This is a genomic window from Paraburkholderia sp. UCT70 (genome assembly GCF_050434085.1).
Lineage (GTDB): Bacteria > Pseudomonadota > Gammaproteobacteria > Burkholderiales > Burkholderiaceae > Paraburkholderia > Paraburkholderia tuberum.
Window position 1 is genome coordinate 1,537,795 of the sequence record NZ_JBNPVZ010000003.1, and the last position, 16,613, is coordinate 1,554,407.

The 16,613-nt window shown below is 61.5% G+C and carries 15 protein-coding genes and 5 pseudogenes; 10 read left to right on the forward strand and 10 right to left on the reverse strand.

Features of this window, described 5'->3' with window-relative positions; genetic code table 11:
* The first annotated feature begins 46 nt into the window (after positions 1-46).
* Together OKW41_RS25020 and OKW41_RS25025 are read left to right on the forward strand one after the other, a co-directional pair.
* Positions 47-1,492 carry a DUF5939 domain-containing protein gene (locus OKW41_RS25020; RefSeq protein ID WP_429574273.1) on the forward strand — a complete coding sequence of 482 codons (1,446 nt, stop codon included), beginning with the start codon at positions 47-49 and terminating at the stop codon, positions 1,490-1,492.
* Between the two features lie 436 nt (positions 1,493-1,928).
* A complete protein-coding gene (locus OKW41_RS25025; protein WP_429574382.1) occupies positions 1,929-2,129 on the forward strand; it encodes a BON domain-containing protein in 201 nt (66 codons plus the stop codon).
* Between the two features lie 143 nt (positions 2,130-2,272).
* Here OKW41_RS25025 and OKW41_RS25030 read toward each other — a convergent pair.
* Together OKW41_RS25030 and OKW41_RS25035 are read right to left on the reverse strand one after the other, a co-directional pair.
* Positions 2,273-2,704 (reverse strand): annotated as a pseudogene (locus tag OKW41_RS25030) (glycine cleavage T C-terminal barrel domain-containing protein); the annotation flags it as partial.
* Between the two features lie 8 nt (positions 2,705-2,712).
* Positions 2,713-3,629, reverse strand: a pseudogene (locus tag OKW41_RS25035) (AraC family transcriptional regulator).
* 99 nt (positions 3,630-3,728) lie between these two features.
* Between OKW41_RS25035 and OKW41_RS25040 the strand changes: the two are divergent.
* Positions 3,729-4,478 (forward strand): SDR family oxidoreductase, encoded by a 750-nt coding sequence (locus OKW41_RS25040; RefSeq protein ID WP_429574274.1) that lies wholly within the window; start codon positions 3,729-3,731, stop codon positions 4,476-4,478.
* 21 nt (positions 4,479-4,499) lie between these two features.
* Here OKW41_RS25040 and OKW41_RS25045 read toward each other — a convergent pair whose 3' ends face one another.
* Both OKW41_RS25045 and OKW41_RS25050 read right to left on the reverse strand, forming a co-directional pair.
* Positions 4,500-4,829, reverse strand: a complete 330-nt coding sequence (locus OKW41_RS25045) for an NAD(P)-binding domain-containing protein (RefSeq protein ID WP_429574275.1) — start codon at positions 4,827-4,829, stop codon at positions 4,500-4,502.
* 24 nt (positions 4,830-4,853) lie between these two features.
* On the reverse strand, positions 4,854-5,594 hold the full coding sequence (locus tag OKW41_RS25050) for an SDR family NAD(P)-dependent oxidoreductase (RefSeq protein WP_429574383.1): 741 nt from the start codon (positions 5,592-5,594) through the stop codon (positions 4,854-4,856).
* A 121-nt stretch (positions 5,595-5,715) separates the two neighbouring features.
* Here OKW41_RS25050 and OKW41_RS25055 point away from each other — a divergent pair, with 121 nt between their 5' ends.
* Positions 5,716-6,606: a LysR family transcriptional regulator gene (locus OKW41_RS25055; protein WP_429574384.1), complete on the forward strand. Its 891-nt coding sequence runs from the start codon at positions 5,716-5,718 to the stop codon at positions 6,604-6,606.
* A gap of 89 nt (positions 6,607-6,695) precedes the next feature.
* Here OKW41_RS25055 and OKW41_RS25060 read toward each other — a convergent pair whose 3' ends face one another.
* Positions 6,696-7,586: a LysR substrate-binding domain-containing protein gene (locus OKW41_RS25060; protein ID WP_429574276.1), complete on the reverse strand. Its 891-nt coding sequence runs from the start codon at positions 7,584-7,586 to the stop codon at positions 6,696-6,698.
* Between the two features lie 100 nt (positions 7,587-7,686).
* Here OKW41_RS25060 and OKW41_RS25065 point away from each other — a divergent pair, with 100 nt between their 5' ends.
* Positions 7,687-8,277 carry a LysE family translocator gene (locus tag OKW41_RS25065; RefSeq protein WP_429447406.1) on the forward strand — a complete coding sequence of 197 codons (591 nt, stop codon included), beginning with the start codon at positions 7,687-7,689 and terminating at the stop codon, positions 8,275-8,277.
* A gap of 2 nt (positions 8,278-8,279) precedes the next feature.
* Positions 8,280-8,612: pseudogene (locus OKW41_RS25070) on the forward strand (cupin domain-containing protein); the annotation flags it as partial.
* 3 nt (positions 8,613-8,615) lie between these two features.
* Here the strand turns inward: OKW41_RS25070 and OKW41_RS25075 are convergent.
* Both OKW41_RS25075 and OKW41_RS25080 read right to left on the reverse strand, forming a co-directional pair.
* Positions 8,616-9,020: pseudogene (locus OKW41_RS25075) on the reverse strand (FAD-dependent oxidoreductase); the annotation flags it as partial.
* A 580-nt stretch (positions 9,021-9,600) separates the two neighbouring features.
* Complete coding sequence (locus tag OKW41_RS25080; protein WP_184039907.1) at positions 9,601-10,071, reverse strand: ribonuclease; 471 nt, start codon at positions 10,069-10,071, stop codon at positions 9,601-9,603.
* Between the two features lie 337 nt (positions 10,072-10,408).
* On the opposite strand from OKW41_RS25080, the gene OKW41_RS25085 reads away from it, so the two are divergent.
* Positions 10,409-10,828, forward strand: a complete 420-nt coding sequence (locus OKW41_RS25085) for a DUF1810 domain-containing protein (RefSeq protein ID WP_429447404.1) — start codon at positions 10,409-10,411, stop codon at positions 10,826-10,828.
* A 73-nt stretch (positions 10,829-10,901) separates the two neighbouring features.
* Here OKW41_RS25085 and OKW41_RS25090 read toward each other — a convergent pair whose 3' ends face one another.
* Entirely contained in the window at positions 10,902-12,056 is a 1,155-nt protein-coding gene (locus tag OKW41_RS25090) for a virginiamycin B lyase family protein (protein ID WP_429574277.1), read from the reverse strand.
* 415 nt (positions 12,057-12,471) lie between these two features.
* Between OKW41_RS25090 and OKW41_RS25095 the strand changes: the two genes are divergently transcribed.
* Positions 12,472-12,831 carry a hypothetical protein gene (locus OKW41_RS25095; protein ID WP_429447400.1) on the forward strand — a complete coding sequence of 120 codons (360 nt, stop codon included), beginning with the start codon at positions 12,472-12,474 and terminating at the stop codon, positions 12,829-12,831.
* A gap of 253 nt (positions 12,832-13,084) precedes the next feature.
* Here the strand turns inward: OKW41_RS25095 and OKW41_RS25100 are convergent.
* Positions 13,085-13,690: pseudogene (locus OKW41_RS25100) on the reverse strand (methyl-accepting chemotaxis protein); the annotation flags it as partial.
* Positions 13,691-13,860: 170 nt separating this feature from the next.
* Here OKW41_RS25100 and OKW41_RS25105 point away from each other — a divergent pair.
* Positions 13,861-15,546, forward strand: a complete 1,686-nt coding sequence (locus OKW41_RS25105; RefSeq protein ID WP_429574278.1) for an FAD-dependent oxidoreductase — start codon at positions 13,861-13,863, stop codon at positions 15,544-15,546.
* A gap of 5 nt (positions 15,547-15,551) precedes the next feature.
* Entirely contained in the window at positions 15,552-15,743 is a 192-nt protein-coding gene (locus OKW41_RS25110) for a DUF2783 domain-containing protein (RefSeq protein WP_013094246.1), read from the forward strand.
* A 10-nt stretch (positions 15,744-15,753) separates the two neighbouring features.
* Here OKW41_RS25110 and OKW41_RS25115 read toward each other — a convergent pair whose 3' ends face one another.
* On the reverse strand, positions 15,754-16,608 hold the full coding sequence (locus OKW41_RS25115) for an IclR family transcriptional regulator (RefSeq protein WP_429447395.1): 855 nt from the start codon (positions 16,606-16,608) through the stop codon (positions 15,754-15,756).
* Positions 16,609-16,613 lie beyond the last annotated feature (5 nt).

Genomic DNA, 16,613 nt, shown 5'->3' on the forward strand with positions numbered 1-16,613 from the left:
ACACGGCAGTTGTGTCTGACTGTTTTCCGTTGACCTGGCCACGACGATGAACATTGACGATCGGCTTCTCGAGAGCAAAATGATCGCGATCGAGCAGGCGAGGTCATGGAGTCCGCGCGTCATTTCCAAGCTCGAGACTCTGATCAGGAGCGGCGACGAGCTGTCCGTCTACCGGGTCAATCCGCTGGCGTTTGCGCGAGATCGCGGCATAAGCGAGGCTGATTGCATTGACCTCTTTCTTCATGCGGCGCGATACGGATTGTTCGAGATGAACTGGGACGTTCTTTGTCCGCAGTCGGGAATGGTCCTCCACAGCTTCGGATCATTGCGCACTCTCAAGACCCATTACGTCTGTGGGCTATGCGACGTTACGGGCGAAACCGACCTCGACGATTTCATCCAGGTCACGTTTTCAATATCGCCCGAACTTCGGAGGCTGACGTTCCACGATCCCGAGTCGCTTTCCGTTGAAGATTTCCACTGGAAACTGCGATTTAACGGTGACGGTCGGTTCGCCGGCCAGCAAGTCCGGTTTCTCGACTTCTTGCGGGGGCTCGTGCGCGGCCTCACGTTCCTGCCGCCAGGTTCGACGACGACCCTGCAGGCTGTTCTTGGCCCCGGTGCCTTGACGGGTGTGAATGTCGAGACACAAGCCGCTCTCATTGTTCCGATCGCTGGTGAGCCCGCCACCTCGCCGACACTGTTGCAGGTCGGTTATGACGGTCAACGGTTTGCCCCGGCGCTCTCCGTTGTGCCGCCTGGTCCTGTCCTCATCCAGGTAAGGAATACCGGGAGCACGCGCGGGTCGCTGCTCTTGATCAATTGGCCTCCAGAGGTCGTCGCTCAGGCCATCAAGCCGCCGCTCGAATTCGAACCGTATCTCTCCGGAGGGGCGCTGGTGGCGCGACAAACCTTCCGGCGCCTGTTCCGCTCGGAGAACGTTGACGAGAAGGAAGGCCTTGGGATTCGGCAAGTGACGTTCGTTTTCACGGATCTCAAGGGTTCGACGGCCATGTATGAACGCATCGGTGATCTGAATGCGTACGGCCTCGTCAGACAGCATTTCGCCTTGCTTGAGATGATCGCACAACGGTACTCCGGCGCTATCGTAAAGACGATTGGCGACGCTGTGATGGCCGTCTTTTGTCGACCAACGGACGCAGTCTCCGCGTCGTTGAGTATCGTGGAGGAAATCGGGCGCTTCAATCGCGAACGTGGAGAACCGGCGATCATCCTGAAGATCGGGGCACATTGCGGGCCGTCCATTGCGGTGACACTGAACGACAATCTCGATTATTTCGGCCAGGCCGTCAACGTCGCCGCGCGCGTGCAGTCTCTCGCCGACGCCGGGGAGATTTGCATTTCGGAAGCGCTCTATAGTGCGCCTGGAGTCCGCGACCTCCTTGGTGGCCGCACTGTCGTCGAATTTGAGGCTCCGCTTCGCGGCCTCCAGGGCAGGGCAAGCGTGTATCGCATCGTGTCCGAGTGGTGACGGCTTACGGCGCCGATCCTGCCTCCTGTTGGGGCGATTCTTGTTTGCTCAACGTCGAACCCGACAGGTGCCGAGATGGAGAAGAACGACGCAGCCGGTTTGCTCCCTATGCACGGCGTTCAGCCGCGTTCCGAGAAAACGCTCGCGACCTGGATCTGCTGGTCAAAGAAATCGTTCGACACGGACAGCGGATTTTGCAAGGTTCACAGGACCCAAAGGAGCCAGCATGAACATAAGCAATGCCAGCAGAATAATCGGCGCAATGTTAATTGCGGCCATCGCGAGTGGCGTGGCCTATGCGAACGCGCAACAAGGTATGAGCGCGACGGCCGGCGCGGTCGCACAAAGGGTGGCGGCCTCGGGCTCGCCGCCTCGACCCAGGCCGGATACTTCGATAGTTCGTGACGTTCGCCGCGCCCTCAGGCGTGTACCGGATATGGATGATTCAGAGATTCACATCAGGGCGAGCCACGGCGTCGTCACGCTCACCGGGTCGGTGCCGGAAAGCTGGCAGATCTCGCGCGCTGGCAATGCAGCAAGATCAGTGCTCGGAGTCAAGTCGGTGACGAACAGATTGACAGTGCGAAAGAGCGATGCAGCAAGCATTGAGCGATGTCTCGCGGCATCGGCCGGATAGGTTCGATGTAATTTTCATCACTTCGGCGTAGACGATGCTCTAGTGAAAATTTCCGGATCGACCTGAAGCTCCACGAAGGCGCAACGCGCGACTGTTGCGCGAAAACCTGATTTCGGGGTCGTTCTCGCCTCAGCTCGCTGCATCTAGCCCTTCACGCGTTCCGATCGCGGATCGTACGGCGCCCTAAGATGCACGGCTGCCCTCACCTGTTCGCCCGCCACGTCGATCGTATAGCGGCCTTGCGTGAGCCACGCGGCATCGGCGGCACCATCGGCACGGTTCACGAAACCCATTGCGACCGGGCATCGCAATGTATGCCCAAACGCGGCTGAGGTTACCGCCCCTACCGGCTCGCCTTCGCGCAAGATAGCTTCGCCACCCCACAGCATCAGATTTTCGGCGCCGTCGACCGTCAGGATCGCGAGACGCCGGCGCAGCGGCGCCTTGCGCAGACGCAGAAAGGCGTCGCGACCGCGGAAGGCGATGTCTCGGTCGAGCTTGCAGGCGAACGCCAGGCCTGCCTCGAACGGATTGCAATCCGGCGAAAGCTCGCGGCCCTAGGCCCGATAGCCTTTTTACGACGCTATCGAGCGACGACATTCGCTGCGTCTCGAGCATACTGCGTGGGCGGCAATCCGACATGACGCGTGAACGCGACGCTGAATGCGCTCGCCGAGCCGTAGCCGACACGTTCCGCGATCACCGCGATGCTGACTTCGTTCCGGCGCAGCAGGCTCCTGGCGACGGCCATGCGCCACGACAACAGATACTCCATCGGTGCCACGCCGACTGCGCGGCTGAATCGATCGAAGAAAGAGGACCGGGAAAGCGCGGCGGTTTTTGCAAGTTCTGCGATCGTCCAGGGCTTGTGCGGACTCTCGTGCACATGACGGATGGCAAGCGCGAGACGGGCGTCGGCGAGGCCGCGGACGAGTCCGGGCGATGCCCCCCCGTCCCCGTGGCTCGCAACGCTTCAATGAAGAGCACCTCGAGCAGTCGCGCCAGCACGACCTCGCGCGCGGGCCGCTGCGCGCGCGATTCTTCCCTCACGAGCTTCACGAGCGTCGCCAGCCTGGGTTCACCGCGCACGTGCGCGAGCTTGGGCAAGAGCGAGACAAGCAAGGCCGCATCCGGCGAACCGAACGCGCAGAGGCCCGCAAGCCATTGGGCTTCTGGCGCGACCGATGCATCGCCGAAACGAAAGCTGCCGTCGGGCAGTGCCGCGGGCGCGATATCGGAGACGTCGTCATCGTCGGGCGGATTGATGCTCGTCATCGTGAAGCTAAAAACTGCGGGCACGAGCACGAAGTCATCGGCCTGAAGAATGAGCGGCTCGCAACCATTGACGGATAGACGGAAGGAACCTTCGAGCACCACGCAATAGAACGGCTGGCCGACTTCCGTGCGGCTCGCGCGCCAGCGGCCGGCGCCGCTCAGCACTTTCGAGAACGTGGGCGTCGGCTTCAGCAATGTGACGATTTCGGCGAGCGGGTCGATCATGATCGGACGATTTCGAATGAAACCTGGACGCTCAATTGTAGCGAGTCCGGGCGGTCAGGACTTATTGTGTTGGTACTGTCACCAACCACAGGATTCGACATGAAGACCGTCTTGATTACCGGTTGCTCGTCCGGCTTTGGCCTCGAAATCGCGCGTTATTTTCTGGATCGCGACTGGCGCGTTATCGCCACGATGCGCGCGCCACGCGAAGACGTCTTGCCGCGCTCCGATCGTCTTTCGATTCTCGCCCTCGACGTGAAGGACCCGCAAAGCATTCGCGCCGTCATCGATGCCGCCGGTCGGATCGACGTGCTCGTCAACAATGCGGGTATCGGTTTTCTGAACGCGCTCGAAGGAACGCCGATGGACACCGTGCGCGATATCTTCGAGACCAATACGCTCGGGACCATCGCGATGGCGCAGGCCGTGTTGCCGCAGTTCCGCGAGCGCCGCGAAGGTGTGATCATCAATGTGACGTCGAGCGTCACCTGCCGACCGCTGCATTTGCTGTCGGTCTACACCGCGAGCAAGTCCGCGGTCAACGCATTCAGCGAATCGCTCGCGCTCGAACTGGAGCAGTTCAATGTGCGCGTGCGTGTCGTGCTGCCGGGACGCGCGCCTTCCACCCGCTTCGGCGAGAACGCGCAGGCACGGATGAAAGACGGATTCGCCGAGCCGTACGGCGCGCTCGTGGAGCAGATTTTCGCAAACTGGCAGAAAGAAACGGCCGTCACGCACGCATCGGATGTCGCCGAAGCAGTTTGGCTCGCAGCGACCGATTCATCGAGCCCGTTCAACGTCCCCGCCGGCGAGGACGCTGTCGAGTGGTACAACGCGACCGCTAAATAGCACGAGTAAAAATCGCGGAGGTCATGACCTCGCGGCATTCAGAAGACCCATAAGCTCATCCGGCGAGATGCTGTCATGGTCGTTCGCATCGACAACGACCATCCGGTCCCAATCAGATAGCTGATCGCCAATGGTGGCGTGGGCATGAATCGGCAGGGCGAGGATCATGACCTCCGCGCTGGGCGCATCTTGCAAACTCATGGCCGTGACCTGCGCACCGAGTTGCTGCGCCATTGCCTCGATCGACTCGCGGCTATGCGCGTTGGCAACGCCAATAGCCATGCCGCTGCCGGCGAGCCGGCGGCCAGCCTCCGCTGCGAGTTTTCCAGGGTCGATAGTTGAATAGGTCATGGTGCACTCCTTTTAATGGCGGACTCAGACCTGGCCGATGCCGCCGTCATTCATCAAATCCGCGCCCGTCATATAGGAACTCTGTTCGGAGGCGAGAAAGAGCGCCGCGCTCGCCATCTCCTCGGCGCGGGCGAGTCGACCGATCGGGACCATGCTCTTGTACATGCTCACCAGATCCTCGCGTGTCGCCGACTGGGAGTCGAGAATCGGGGTGTCGGTGACACCGGGGCTAAGCATGTTGACGCGAATGCCGCGATCCTTGAATTCGGCGGCCCAGGTGCGGGCATAGGAACGCAACGCGGCCTTGGTCGCCGCGTAGGCGGTATGACCAGGGATGCCCATGACGTGCATGGCCGACGAAACCAGGATGATCGACCCGCCACCTGTCATCATCGGCAGCAGCTTCTGCACCAGAAATACCGGGCCGCGCGCCATGAGGTTGAATGCCTTGTCGAAATGCTCAGGCGTGATGGTGTCGATCGAAGCCTGCTCGGTAAAGCCCGCGTTCGACACGATGATGTCGACGACACCTTTTTCGTCCCTGACTGCCGCAGCGACCCGGTCGAGGTCATCGAGATTCGCGGCGTCGGCCTGAATCGCGGTAACGTTGCGTCCGAGCAGTTTGACGGCCTCGTCGAGCTGGCCTTGGCGCCGACCGAAGATAAAGACGTGAGCGCCTTCGGCGACGAATCGCCTGGCGATCGCCAGGCCGATACCCGTCGTTCCGCCGCTAATCACGGCGATCTTCCCTGTGAGAGTAGACATTGAAGCTTCTGCCTGTTCGTGAATGGAAGTGACATCGTAATTGCGGCCCCTGCGAATGATAATCGGCGGATTTATCATAAGATCCATTCACCGAGAGAATAGATCGCACGAGAGAAATACAATGGATCGGTTTCACGAATTGAACGCCTTTTTCGCCGTCGTTGAAGCAGGTGGCTTTTCCGCCGCGGCGCGCAGAACCGGCGAGTCACAGTCCGCGATCAGTAAGTCGATCGGCGCGCTGGAAAAGCGCCTGGGCGTGCTGCTATTCAACCGAAGCACACGCAGCGTGACCCTGACGGATCAGGGGCAGAAATACTACGAACGCACCAAGCCGTTGCTGGACGAGATGGAGGTGGCCGACAGCGAGCTGACCAGCAGCACGCTGGATGTCTCGGGGCTTGTCCGGATCGCCTCTGCCTCTACGTTCGGTCGCCTGCACGTTCTTCCGCTCATTCCCGAGCTGCTGTCGCGCTATCCTGGTCTTCGGGTCGATCTCGTGTTGTCGGATTTCGTACGCGATATGGTCGAGGATCGAATCGATCTCGCGATTCGAGTGGGCTCCGTCAACGATCCGGATTCGGTCGTGAAGCGGATTGCCAGCACCCCGCTGGTCTGCGTCGGATCGCGTCGCTATTTCGAGCAATACGGTGTACCGAAGGATCCTACCGAACTCGCCAATCACAATTGCCTGCTCTACGGCGGTCTGATGGAGTCGGCAAACTGGCCGTTTCATGGGCCACGAGGCCGATTCAGCGTACCGGTGCGAGGCAACCTGTCGTCGAATAGCGTCGAGACAATACGATCGGCCGTGCTCGCGGGCGTGGGAATCGGCCTCTTCGCGAAGCTCTCGCTCGCCGACGAACTCAAGCATCCCGACATTGTGACCGTGCTAGACGACTTCATTCGCGACGCCCGTGATGTGAGCATCATCTGGCCGAGGCATCGTTTCGTGCCTGCGCGCGTGCGCCGGGTGACTGACTATTTTGCGGCTGCGCTGCCGCAGCGCTTGTAGGATCGCGACGTCCGTGAACTAAAAGATGGCTGGCGGCACTGCGTGCGTCTGAATCACTCGATTCCGGCGCGCACTTCAAACGCCGTCCGTCACGCAATGTTCGCGAGCGGCGCGCGTCGAGTGCCAGCGTCGCTCGACATCGAATCCCGCACATGGCGCGCGAATTCCTGTGCCGCTGGCTGAACCGTCGCGGGCAATCGCAGACAGATCGCGAACGGAGGCAGTGCAGGCAAGCCGCTGACTCGAAACGTGAGCGTCTCCAGATCGGCCGGCACCGTGGAGGCGAGCCAGGTCGTGATCGCGAGGCCCGCGCGCACCGTTGCGGCGGTCGCCTCGATGTTTCCGCTCTCGAACACCGTGCGCCACGCAATGCCCTCGTCCGCGAGCGCGCCGAGCACCACCGGGCGGAAAGCACAACGCTCGTCTACCATCGACAGCGGTAACGGCCGCTTCTGCCATGCATCACTGCCGCGCCCCTTGACCCACACCAACGGCTCGATGCAGACCACTTCACCTTCGGCTTCGCTTGCGACATATTCGATCAACGACACGTCAACGCGACCGCTACTCACCGCTTCGCTCAGCTCTGGCGACGCCGCGCACACCAACGAAATTTCGACGTGCGGATGGGCCTCGGCGAATGCCTTCATCGCGGGCGCGAGCCGCGTCACGAGATCGTAAGGCACGCCCACACGCAAGGCGCCGCGCAACGGCTGGCCGGTCATGTCGGCCCAGATTTCATCATTCAGCCGCAGCAGCTTGCGCGCCTTCACGAGAAACTGCTCGCCTTGGTGCGACAGTTCCAGCCGGCGCGTCTTGCGAACGAATAGAAGGCAATCCAGCACATCTTCGAGGCGCTTCACCTGTTGGCTCACGGCGCCTTGCGTCATGTGCAGCAGATTCGCGGCGACCGTCATGCTGCCGCTATCGGCGACGGCAACGAAGGTGCGGATCAGATCGAGGTCGAGATTTCGGCTCATCTATACATTATGCGGCGTAATGTACCGCATCAATATTATTAGCTTTCACGATGCCTTGACGATCCGTACAGTGCGAATTCACTGATCCGAATGTGCACCGATGACCTCGATTCTGCCGCTTCTGCTCTTCGTCGCCGTCGCGACCGTGACGCCCGGCGGCGCGACCACGCTCGCCGCCGCCTCAGGCGCACGCTTCGGCTTCGTACGCTCGATACCGCTGATGCTCGGCATCGCTATGGGCCTCGCCTTGCTCGCTGCGGTCGCCGCACTCGGGCTTGGCGGTCTGCTTCTCACGCTGCCGTCGCTGCAAACGGCGGTGAGGACACTCGGCTCCGCGTATCTGCTGTGGCTCGCGTGGCGCATCGCGCGCAGCGGGCCGCCAAACGCGAGCAATGGCCCCGTGCGGCCCGTTTCGCTCGTCAACGGTTTCCTGCTGCTCTGGCTCAACCCGAAAGGCTGGGCGATGACGGTTGGCGCGGCGGCGTCTTTCGCCCTGCTCGCAAACAATCCGAACCGCCTCGCGATGCTGCTCGGTGCAGCGTTCGGGGTGACTGCGTGCGCGTCGCTCGCGCTGTGGTGTGCGCTCGGCGTGCTATTCGCGCGGCTGTTTCGGACGCCGCGCCACTGGCGCATTCTCAATCTCGCGATGGGTGTGCTGCTCGCCGCATCCCTCATTCCGACCTGGAGATAAGCATGTCTTCCCATCCGTTCGCCGAATCGTTCGACCTTGAAGCCGCGTTCGCCGATGTGTCGGATCATTGGTCGCCGAAAGTTGTCGCACAGGTCAACGATCAGTACGTGAAGGTCGCGAAAGTGCGCGGGCAACTCGTGTGGCACGACCACGAGCACGAGGACGTACTGTTCTTCGTCGTGTGCGGACATCTGAAGATCGAATATGAGGGCGGACACGTCGTCGATTTGCCCGCGGGTTCGATGCACGTAGTGCCGCGCGGCACGCTGCACAATCCAGTCGCAGACGACGAATGCTGGATCGTGCTGATCGAGCCCGTGCAGACAAAGCATACGCGCCGCGCCCGGCACGCCGAAGTAGTGCGTTGTACTACCGATGGCAAGAATCAACGAGTCGTACCCGATTCGGCGCGGCGGTACCACTTCGGTTCCGTCGTCATCGAGCAGTGGCGAAAGCAGGACCTGCCTCGAGCCACGATCCAGTCCGACAAGTTCGCCATGGATGAACTGGAAGCCGTGCCACTGGGCTTGCGCGGCGTACGCCAGTTCCTGTGCGAATGGGTCCAGACTTCCTGCTGCGACCTCGTGCAACAGCGGCTTCCAGATATGCGTCGGGTTGCGGTCGATCAACGTAATGGAGGCACGTTGCGTCCCGCTTCTTCGCCGACCACCATAACGATCGCCTAGCCTCGTTGCGAGTTCGATGCCACCCGCCCCTCCTCCCACGATCACAAAACGATGCATGCAGATTCTCCCTGGACGACGACGCGCGGTACGGAAATCCAACACAACGGTTGAGAACAACTATCGCAGGAGCCCGACGGCAGGAAAATCTCATAGTTCTGATGGCTGCCTTCAGGTTTTCTGATTGTGAGATCTCCTACTGACCTCGCCGTCAACGGCGTACTCGCACTGTCTGGAAACCCCTCCAGGTTCACACGCACGATGCCCCAGACCCGACGCGCGACTTCACTTCGGCGCAGTCGGCTCGCCGCGATGGCCAGGCGCTCGAACGTACTGCTGAACGCAGTTCGGCGCCCTTCCACTCGGCGTGGTCGTCAAAGGGATGATCGTAGGTGCCGCGCTGATGGCTGGGGGTCGTTCTTCGCCAGATCTGTGGTGATCAGGATGAAGCCATCAACGTTCAGACTTTCGGCCGATGGATTGATGCTGTCGGCAGGTATCTCATCGTTGTGGGCCTCAATGGCACGATGACTGCGTCGCCGAACTCGCTGAAACAGGCGCCATCGCAGCTAGCGAAAAGATGCCTTGCGACGCCGCCGCCAGTTCGCAGATAGCGTCGCTGATGCAGTTCATTCCGTCTTTATTCTCCAATGCGCTTAAAGCTGGCGTAGTAATCGTCGGTGTAATAGCACTCGCCGGTTTGCTTGCGCGGCCCACCACATACGATCCGACGCTGCCCGCGATCCGTCGCGCCTGGTGTGCGAACCGTATAGGTGTGGTAGTAACCGCGCGGATGCTTCGGCAGCAAAGCCGCACTGTTACGAAACAAGACGCCGTCATCGCTAAACGGGAAGGGGCCGCCCGCTTTGATCAGTCGCAGTGTTTCGGCCGCTTCCGCCGGCAACTGCGCCTTCGTGACGGTGACCAGCGCGCCCGTTCCTTGGGCGCCTGATGCAGCGGTTGCATCGCTCGCACCCTGTGCTGGCTGAACCGGCGCCGAGCTCGCGGATGCGCCCGATGCCTCAGTGGCGCTTTGCGGTCCCTGCTTGCCGCATCCGCCGAAGATCGCGCTCAATGCGACGATGCAGGAGACAGCCCACGCTCTCTTCACGAAACGGTTCTCCCTTCGTTGACCAGCACCCGACGACCTGGATAGACGTAAAGGTATCGCTAATGACGGAGCGAATCAACGTTCGATCGGAAATAGTCTGCGCGCGATCGGAATCCAGCCGTTTCCCCTATCGCGAACATTCGTCGGATGCGGCGAAAAGGGCCTCCGTATAAGATAAATCAACAGCTAGTTGCCGTTTGGAGCAGTCATGAAGCGGACCATCAGGACCGAATCAGATCATCGGTTCGGCGCGAAGATCCATCGTAGACCCGTGCCTGCAATGCGCGCGAGAATCGTGGTTTAACGATGGGTTTCCACGCCTGCAACGGAGTACGAAATGGACGATCCCTATGATCTTCAGCGCTTCCTCGATGCACAAGAGCGGGTCTACGACCAGGTATGCGATGAACTGAGGCACGGACGCAAGCGAAGCCACTGGATGTGGTTCGTGTTTCCTCAAATCGAGGGGCTCGGAACCAGCGCAATGGCTCAGCGATTCGCGCTTTCCTCGCTGGCCGAAGCGCAAGCCTATCTGCGCCACCCGATACTCGGCCCACGGCTGCGCGAAACGACGCACCTGGTCAACCTCGTCAGCGACCGGTCCATCGAGGAAATTTTCGGGTATCCGGATGACCTGAAGTTTCGCTCGTCGGTCACCTTGTTCGCGCACGCCACGAACGACAACGACGTATTTATCGAAGCTTTGCGCAAGTATTTCGGCGGAGAAGCCGATCCGCGGACCCTCCAGCTCCTCTAGACCATTTTGGTAGCGGGCCCGCGCACGCGGGGCGCAGCGGACTGCGCAATTCCGCTCCCGGTGCAGTGCGTGGTCACTGGCCGTTCACATCGGCTGCACGGGATCGAAAGAGCAGCAGGTGATCCGTGCCGGATTCGGACAGCCAGACCTCGCCCGGACGACCCATCATCTGACGCACGTTCGCGTGGTCACGCGGCAGCGGCAACACGTCGAACCGCTCGGCACGCGGATCGAAGCGCACTAGCGCATTAGCGCTCCATTCGCTGAGCCAGACGATGTCCTGATCGTCGACGAATATTGCATACGCGTGCGGATCGTTGCCGGGCAGTCGCCATTCGCGCCAGTGATGCGTGCCAGGATCGTACACGCCGACTTTTCCGGCGTTCCACTCGCTGACCCAGATGCGCCCCCTGGAATCGGCCCAGACGCGGCGCGCGCCCTGATTCGACGTTGGTGGTTCTATGACCTGTGCCGCGCCCGTGGTCGGGTCGATGCGACCTACGTAATTTCCCGCCAGCGAAGCGAAATACAGATCCCCGGAGCGGGTCACACAGATACCGTAGGGCCCGGCGCCGCGTGGGGCATCAAAGACGCGCATGCGCGATCGCTGCGGATCGAGTTCGCCATAGATACCACTTTGCCCCGTAAACCACAGATGCCCCTGTTTGTCGAACACGGCGGTATTCAGATTGGCGTCCGGCCGGTCCTTGGGTAGCGGAAAACGCGTAACGGCGAGCGTCTTCGGATCGATACGCACGATTGCGTTCTGGCCGCCGTCAGTGACCCACGCCGCACGATCGGGGCCGACGATCACGCCATGTGGCGCCGATCCGGCGCCGAGCGCGATCGTGTCGGTTTTGCCGCTGCGCGGGTCCAGCCGCCCGACCGCTCCCCGCGCCTGCGCGGTGTACCACACGGCGCCGTCATGCGCCGGTGCGACGTCATGCGGTGCGCTGCCGGCCGGGACGGCGAAGCTCTCGAACGACGGCGGCTGTGCTTGAGCCTGCGCGAGGCCAAGGTTGTCTGTGCTGATCGCGCAAGTGATGGCGTAAAGAGCCAGGGCAATCGCAGACCGGGCAGTCGAATGCGGGGCAAGCTTCGGAAAATGTTTGAAGTCCAAGCGGGCAAATTCCATCATCGCACGAAGTCGCTCGAGCGCCGCATGCCCCGGATGGATCGCGAACATCCACCAAAGAAGCCCCACAAGTAACAGCAGAGAAATCAGCATGGGCGGTCTCCATCGCTGCTTGTGCCAGCTAACGTATCACGAATGCCACTTGCCAAGGTCGACCCGACGTTTCAATGCTTGGCGGCGCGCTACGCGTCTGCCTTCAGCCGATCTCGACCCCCGTCTTCCCTTCCTGCCGACGCTCCTCTAGCGCGGCGTGCGCTTCCTCGACGTTGTCGAGCCAGGCACTGAATTCAGTTTCCCTAAATAGAGGGTTTACCCTGGGAAATCTGACTGAAAGCTATTTGAAATAAATCGGGCATTCGTTAGAATGGCTCCTGTGCTGAGACTAGTCCGAAAGAAACCATCAGCGCCTCGCTGCACCGGAGGCAACCGCACTCGGCTGACAACCTCACATCGCTTTTGCAGGCTGTCGCCACTATTCAGTAGACCTCAATTAAACGGAGAGTAAATCATGAGCCGCCTTACCAACCGAATCGCCACAACGCTCGTCGTGCTCGGCCTGATGACTTCCGGCGCTGCTATTGCCCAGCAGCCGGCCACGGCGGCACCCCAAGTCGCACAGGCTGCTTCTGTACCGGCGACTACCCACAGTGATCCAATCGTTCAGAAGCGAAACGAGATTCGCGAGGCCAACCGTGAACAACGTGCCCGGACCGCGGAAGCCAGAAAGGCGTTCAGGGCCGAAGCTCGCGAATCCCGGCAAGAACGCAACCAGTCGGTAAGCGAGTCCCGCGACCGCGCACGCGCCGCTTTGGCTGAATCGGCACAACCTGGCACGACTCAGGCCGGCGCGGCGCATACCACCCAATGAGTTATCGACGCTACGGGGTTTGTTCAGGAAGAGCGGGTGCTGGTCCTCAGCGGAGAAGAATCCAATCATCGATGGTCAGTCGGCACCCGGCCCTTCCTACCAGCGGAGCCCTCGCATGTGCGAGTGGCTCCGCATTTTTTTATATCCGGTTTGTAGCAACGTGAGCATAGTCAGCACGTCGTCGTCCGAATCAGGCGTCCTGCCACAGGCTGGGTCAGCTTCACTTCTAACACGACCCCGCCAACTCGAAGGCGATCCGCCTGACCGCTTCCCCGACTTGCCCCACGCCGACGCTCTGCTGCGCACCCGAGTTGCTGATTTCCGCCACGAGAATACTCAGGCGCTGAATCGCATCCACGACCTGCACCATCGTTGCGCCCGCGTGGTCGACGAGCGCGCTGCCATGATCGACGCGCTCCACGCTTGCGGAAATCAACTCCCGAATTTCCTGAGCGGCTTGCGCGCTGCGTTTCGCGAGCGAGCGCACCTCGGCCGCGACGACAGCGAATCCTCTGCCCTGTTCCCCGGCACGCGCTGCCTCGATTGCCGCGTTCAACGCGAGAATGTTGGTCTGCGCCGCGATGTCATTGATGATGCCGATGATCTCGCCAATCTTGCGCGAGCTCTCGTTGATCCCCCTCATCGTCTCGACGACCGCGCCGACAACGTTCCCGCCCTGCACCGCGATCGACGAAGCGCCAGTCGTGAGCTCGCTGGCTTCCAACGCATTGGCGGCATTCTGCTTCACGGTCCCGCTTAGTTGCTTCATCGACGCGGCGGTTTCCTGCAGTGCGCTCGCCTGCTCCTCGGTACGCTGACTCAGATCCGCGTTGCCCGTTGCGCGCCTGGCTTTGGACGAAAGTGCGATTCACTGGGATATTCGTTGCCGGGTTTGCGGGCAATGGAACCGCACCAGGGTAAATACAGATTCGATCGCTCAAAAAGCTTTATAGAATGGCTATTATTAGCAAGGAGCAATACTGCTTGCTATACATTAATAAAAGATATCCCGCAAAACCCGGAGACGCCATGCAGATCGACTACCAAACGATGCGGTTCGACTACGAGCGAGCCGCCGACCACGATGCCGGTGCACCGCTCACCTATCCGGTCGTGGTGATCGGCGCTGGCCCGGTCGGGTTGTCAGCGGCCATCGATCTGGCCCAGCAGGGCGTTCGCACCGTGCTGCTCGACAATGACGACACGCTGTCGAGCGGTTCACGCGCAATCTGTTTTGCGAAGCGGACGCTGGAAATTTTCGATCGGCTCGGCTGCGGCAAGCAGATGGTCGACAAAGGCGTGAGCTGGAACGTCGGCAAGGTGTTCCTGCAGGATGAACTGATCTATACGTTCAACCTGCTGCCCGAGACAGACCACGCGCGCCCAGCATTCATCAATCTGCAGCAGTACTACGTCGAGGGCTATCTGGTAGACGAGGCGAAACGAACCGCGAATCTGCAGATGCGCTGGAAAAGCAATGTGATCGGTGTGACCCAGCAAGACGACCATGTCGAGTTGCGGGTCGAAACGCCCGACGGCATTTATCCGATGCGCGCGCAATACGTGGTCGCTGCCGACGGCGCGCGCAGCGCGGTGCGCAAAGCGCTCGGTCTCGACAGTCATGGTCGCACCTTCAAGGATCGCTTCCTGATCGCGGATGTGAAAATGAAAGCGCCGTTTCCGACCGAACGCTGGTTCTGGTTCGATCCGCCCTTCCATCGCAATCAATCCGTACTGCTGCACAGGCAGCCCGACAACGTCTGGCGCATCGATTTCCAGCTCGGCTGGGACGCCGATCCGGTCGCCGAAAAACAGCCTGAAAAAGTGATTCCGCGCGTGAAAGCGCTGCTCGGCGACGATGCCGGGTTCGAGCTCGAATGGGTCAGCGTCTACACGTTTTCGTGTTTGCGGATGGACAGTTTCCGGCATGGCCGCGTGCTGTTCGCGGGCGATTCGGCGCATGGCGTGTCGCCGTTCGGCGCGCGCGGCGCGAATAGCGGCGTGCAGGATGCCGACAATCTCGCCTGGAAGCTGCGGCTCGTCGTCAACGGCGACGCGCCGCCGGCGCTGCTCGATACCTATGCATCCGAGCGCGAGTATGCGGCGGACGAAAACATCCTGAATTCATCGCGCGCCACCGACTTCATCACGCCGAAAAGCGCGGTTTCGCGGATGTTCCGCGATGCCACGCTTAAGCTCGCGAAAGAGTGTCCGTTCGCGCGGCGCATCGTCAACAGCGGCCGTCTGTCGGTGCCGGCGGTTCTGCGCGACTCGCCCCTGAACACGCCCGACGCCGACGCGTTCACCGGTGCGATGGTGCCCGGCGCGGCCAGCACCGACGCGCCGGTCAAGCTCGCTGGCGAAGACGCCTGGTTCCTGAATCAAACCGGACATGGCGGCTTCACGGGTGTGCACTTCTGCGGCCCGGGAGACGACCTGACGAAATGCGCCGAACAGCTTCGCGCGCTCGCATGCCTCGCGGTGCCGGTTCACTCGTTGATCGTCGTGCCGCGTGGCGCGGCCGTGACCGCTCTTCCGGAGATGCCTCACGTCACGGTGATCGAGGACGTCGAAGGCATCGTCACGCATCGCTTCGATGCGCGGCCCGGCACCTTTTATCTGCTGCGTCCGGACCAGCACGTCTGCGCGCGCTGGCGCGCCCTCGACACCGCATCGGTCGCCAAGGCCGTGGATCGCGCAACCTGCAACGGATAACCATCATGACCAAGCTGAACATCGAAACGAATATGGCCGATCCCGATGCGTTCTATGAAAAGCTCATCGACGCGCACAATGGACTGACCGACGAGCAAAGCCATTTCATGAACGCAAAGCTCGTGCTGCTGCTCGCGAACCACATCGGAGATGCCGACGTGCTGCTCGAAGCGCTGGCGCTGGCGCGCGCCGATTGACGACCCAGGCTCAGCGCCCGACCCAGCCGAACCGCCACGACAGCCGTCGTGTCGTGGCGAGCAGCCTCTGCGCGGTCGTGCCGTGCGTGCTGAAATCAAAGCCGCCCGACGGACCGATCACCGCGACCACCAGACTGACGCTGCCCGTGTGATCGAACACGGGCGCGGCCAACGCGCCGATGCCCGGCACCGGCGCATCGAGTGCGTCATCGATGCCGTCGCTCACAATCTTCGCACGACGTGCCAGATAGGCCGGGGCCAACGACGGCGGGCCCTTTTTCGGCGCCAAGAGCACCTCCGCAACCGGCGCGCCCGCGAGTCTGATCGATTCCTGCGACAACAGCCCGACCAATACGTCGTCCGCAAGATGCGCGGCGAACACGCGCCCTATCGCCGTGTTGACGAGCGACATCACGGTGCCCACGCGCAGGCTCACGTGTTGTGGTCTCGCCGATTCTTCGAAGCGGATTACCGTGGGGCCCAAAGGTCCAAGAATCGCCACCGCGACGCTCATGCCGGACTCCGCCGCAAGCGTGACGATCTCCGGTTCGGCATCGCGAATCGGCGACATGCGCTGCAATGCGATCAGGCCGAGCTCCATGCCGAGCGGTCCCGCACTGAAAAGACCGGCGTCGTCGCGGCTCAGCAAGCCGACCTTGAGCAGACTCACCAGATGCGGAAACGCCTTGGCGGCGGGCATATCGGCGGCCGCGGCCAGATCGCGCAACGACAGCGGACGACCGGCGGCAACGAGTGCCAGCAGGAGTTCGCCTGTGTTGTCGAGCGCGCTGATTCCGCGCTGAGCTTTCGTGTCGTTGAGTTGGGGCGTGTTCGCGTCGGACGCGTCCGGGGTTTCGATCTGCATGATTC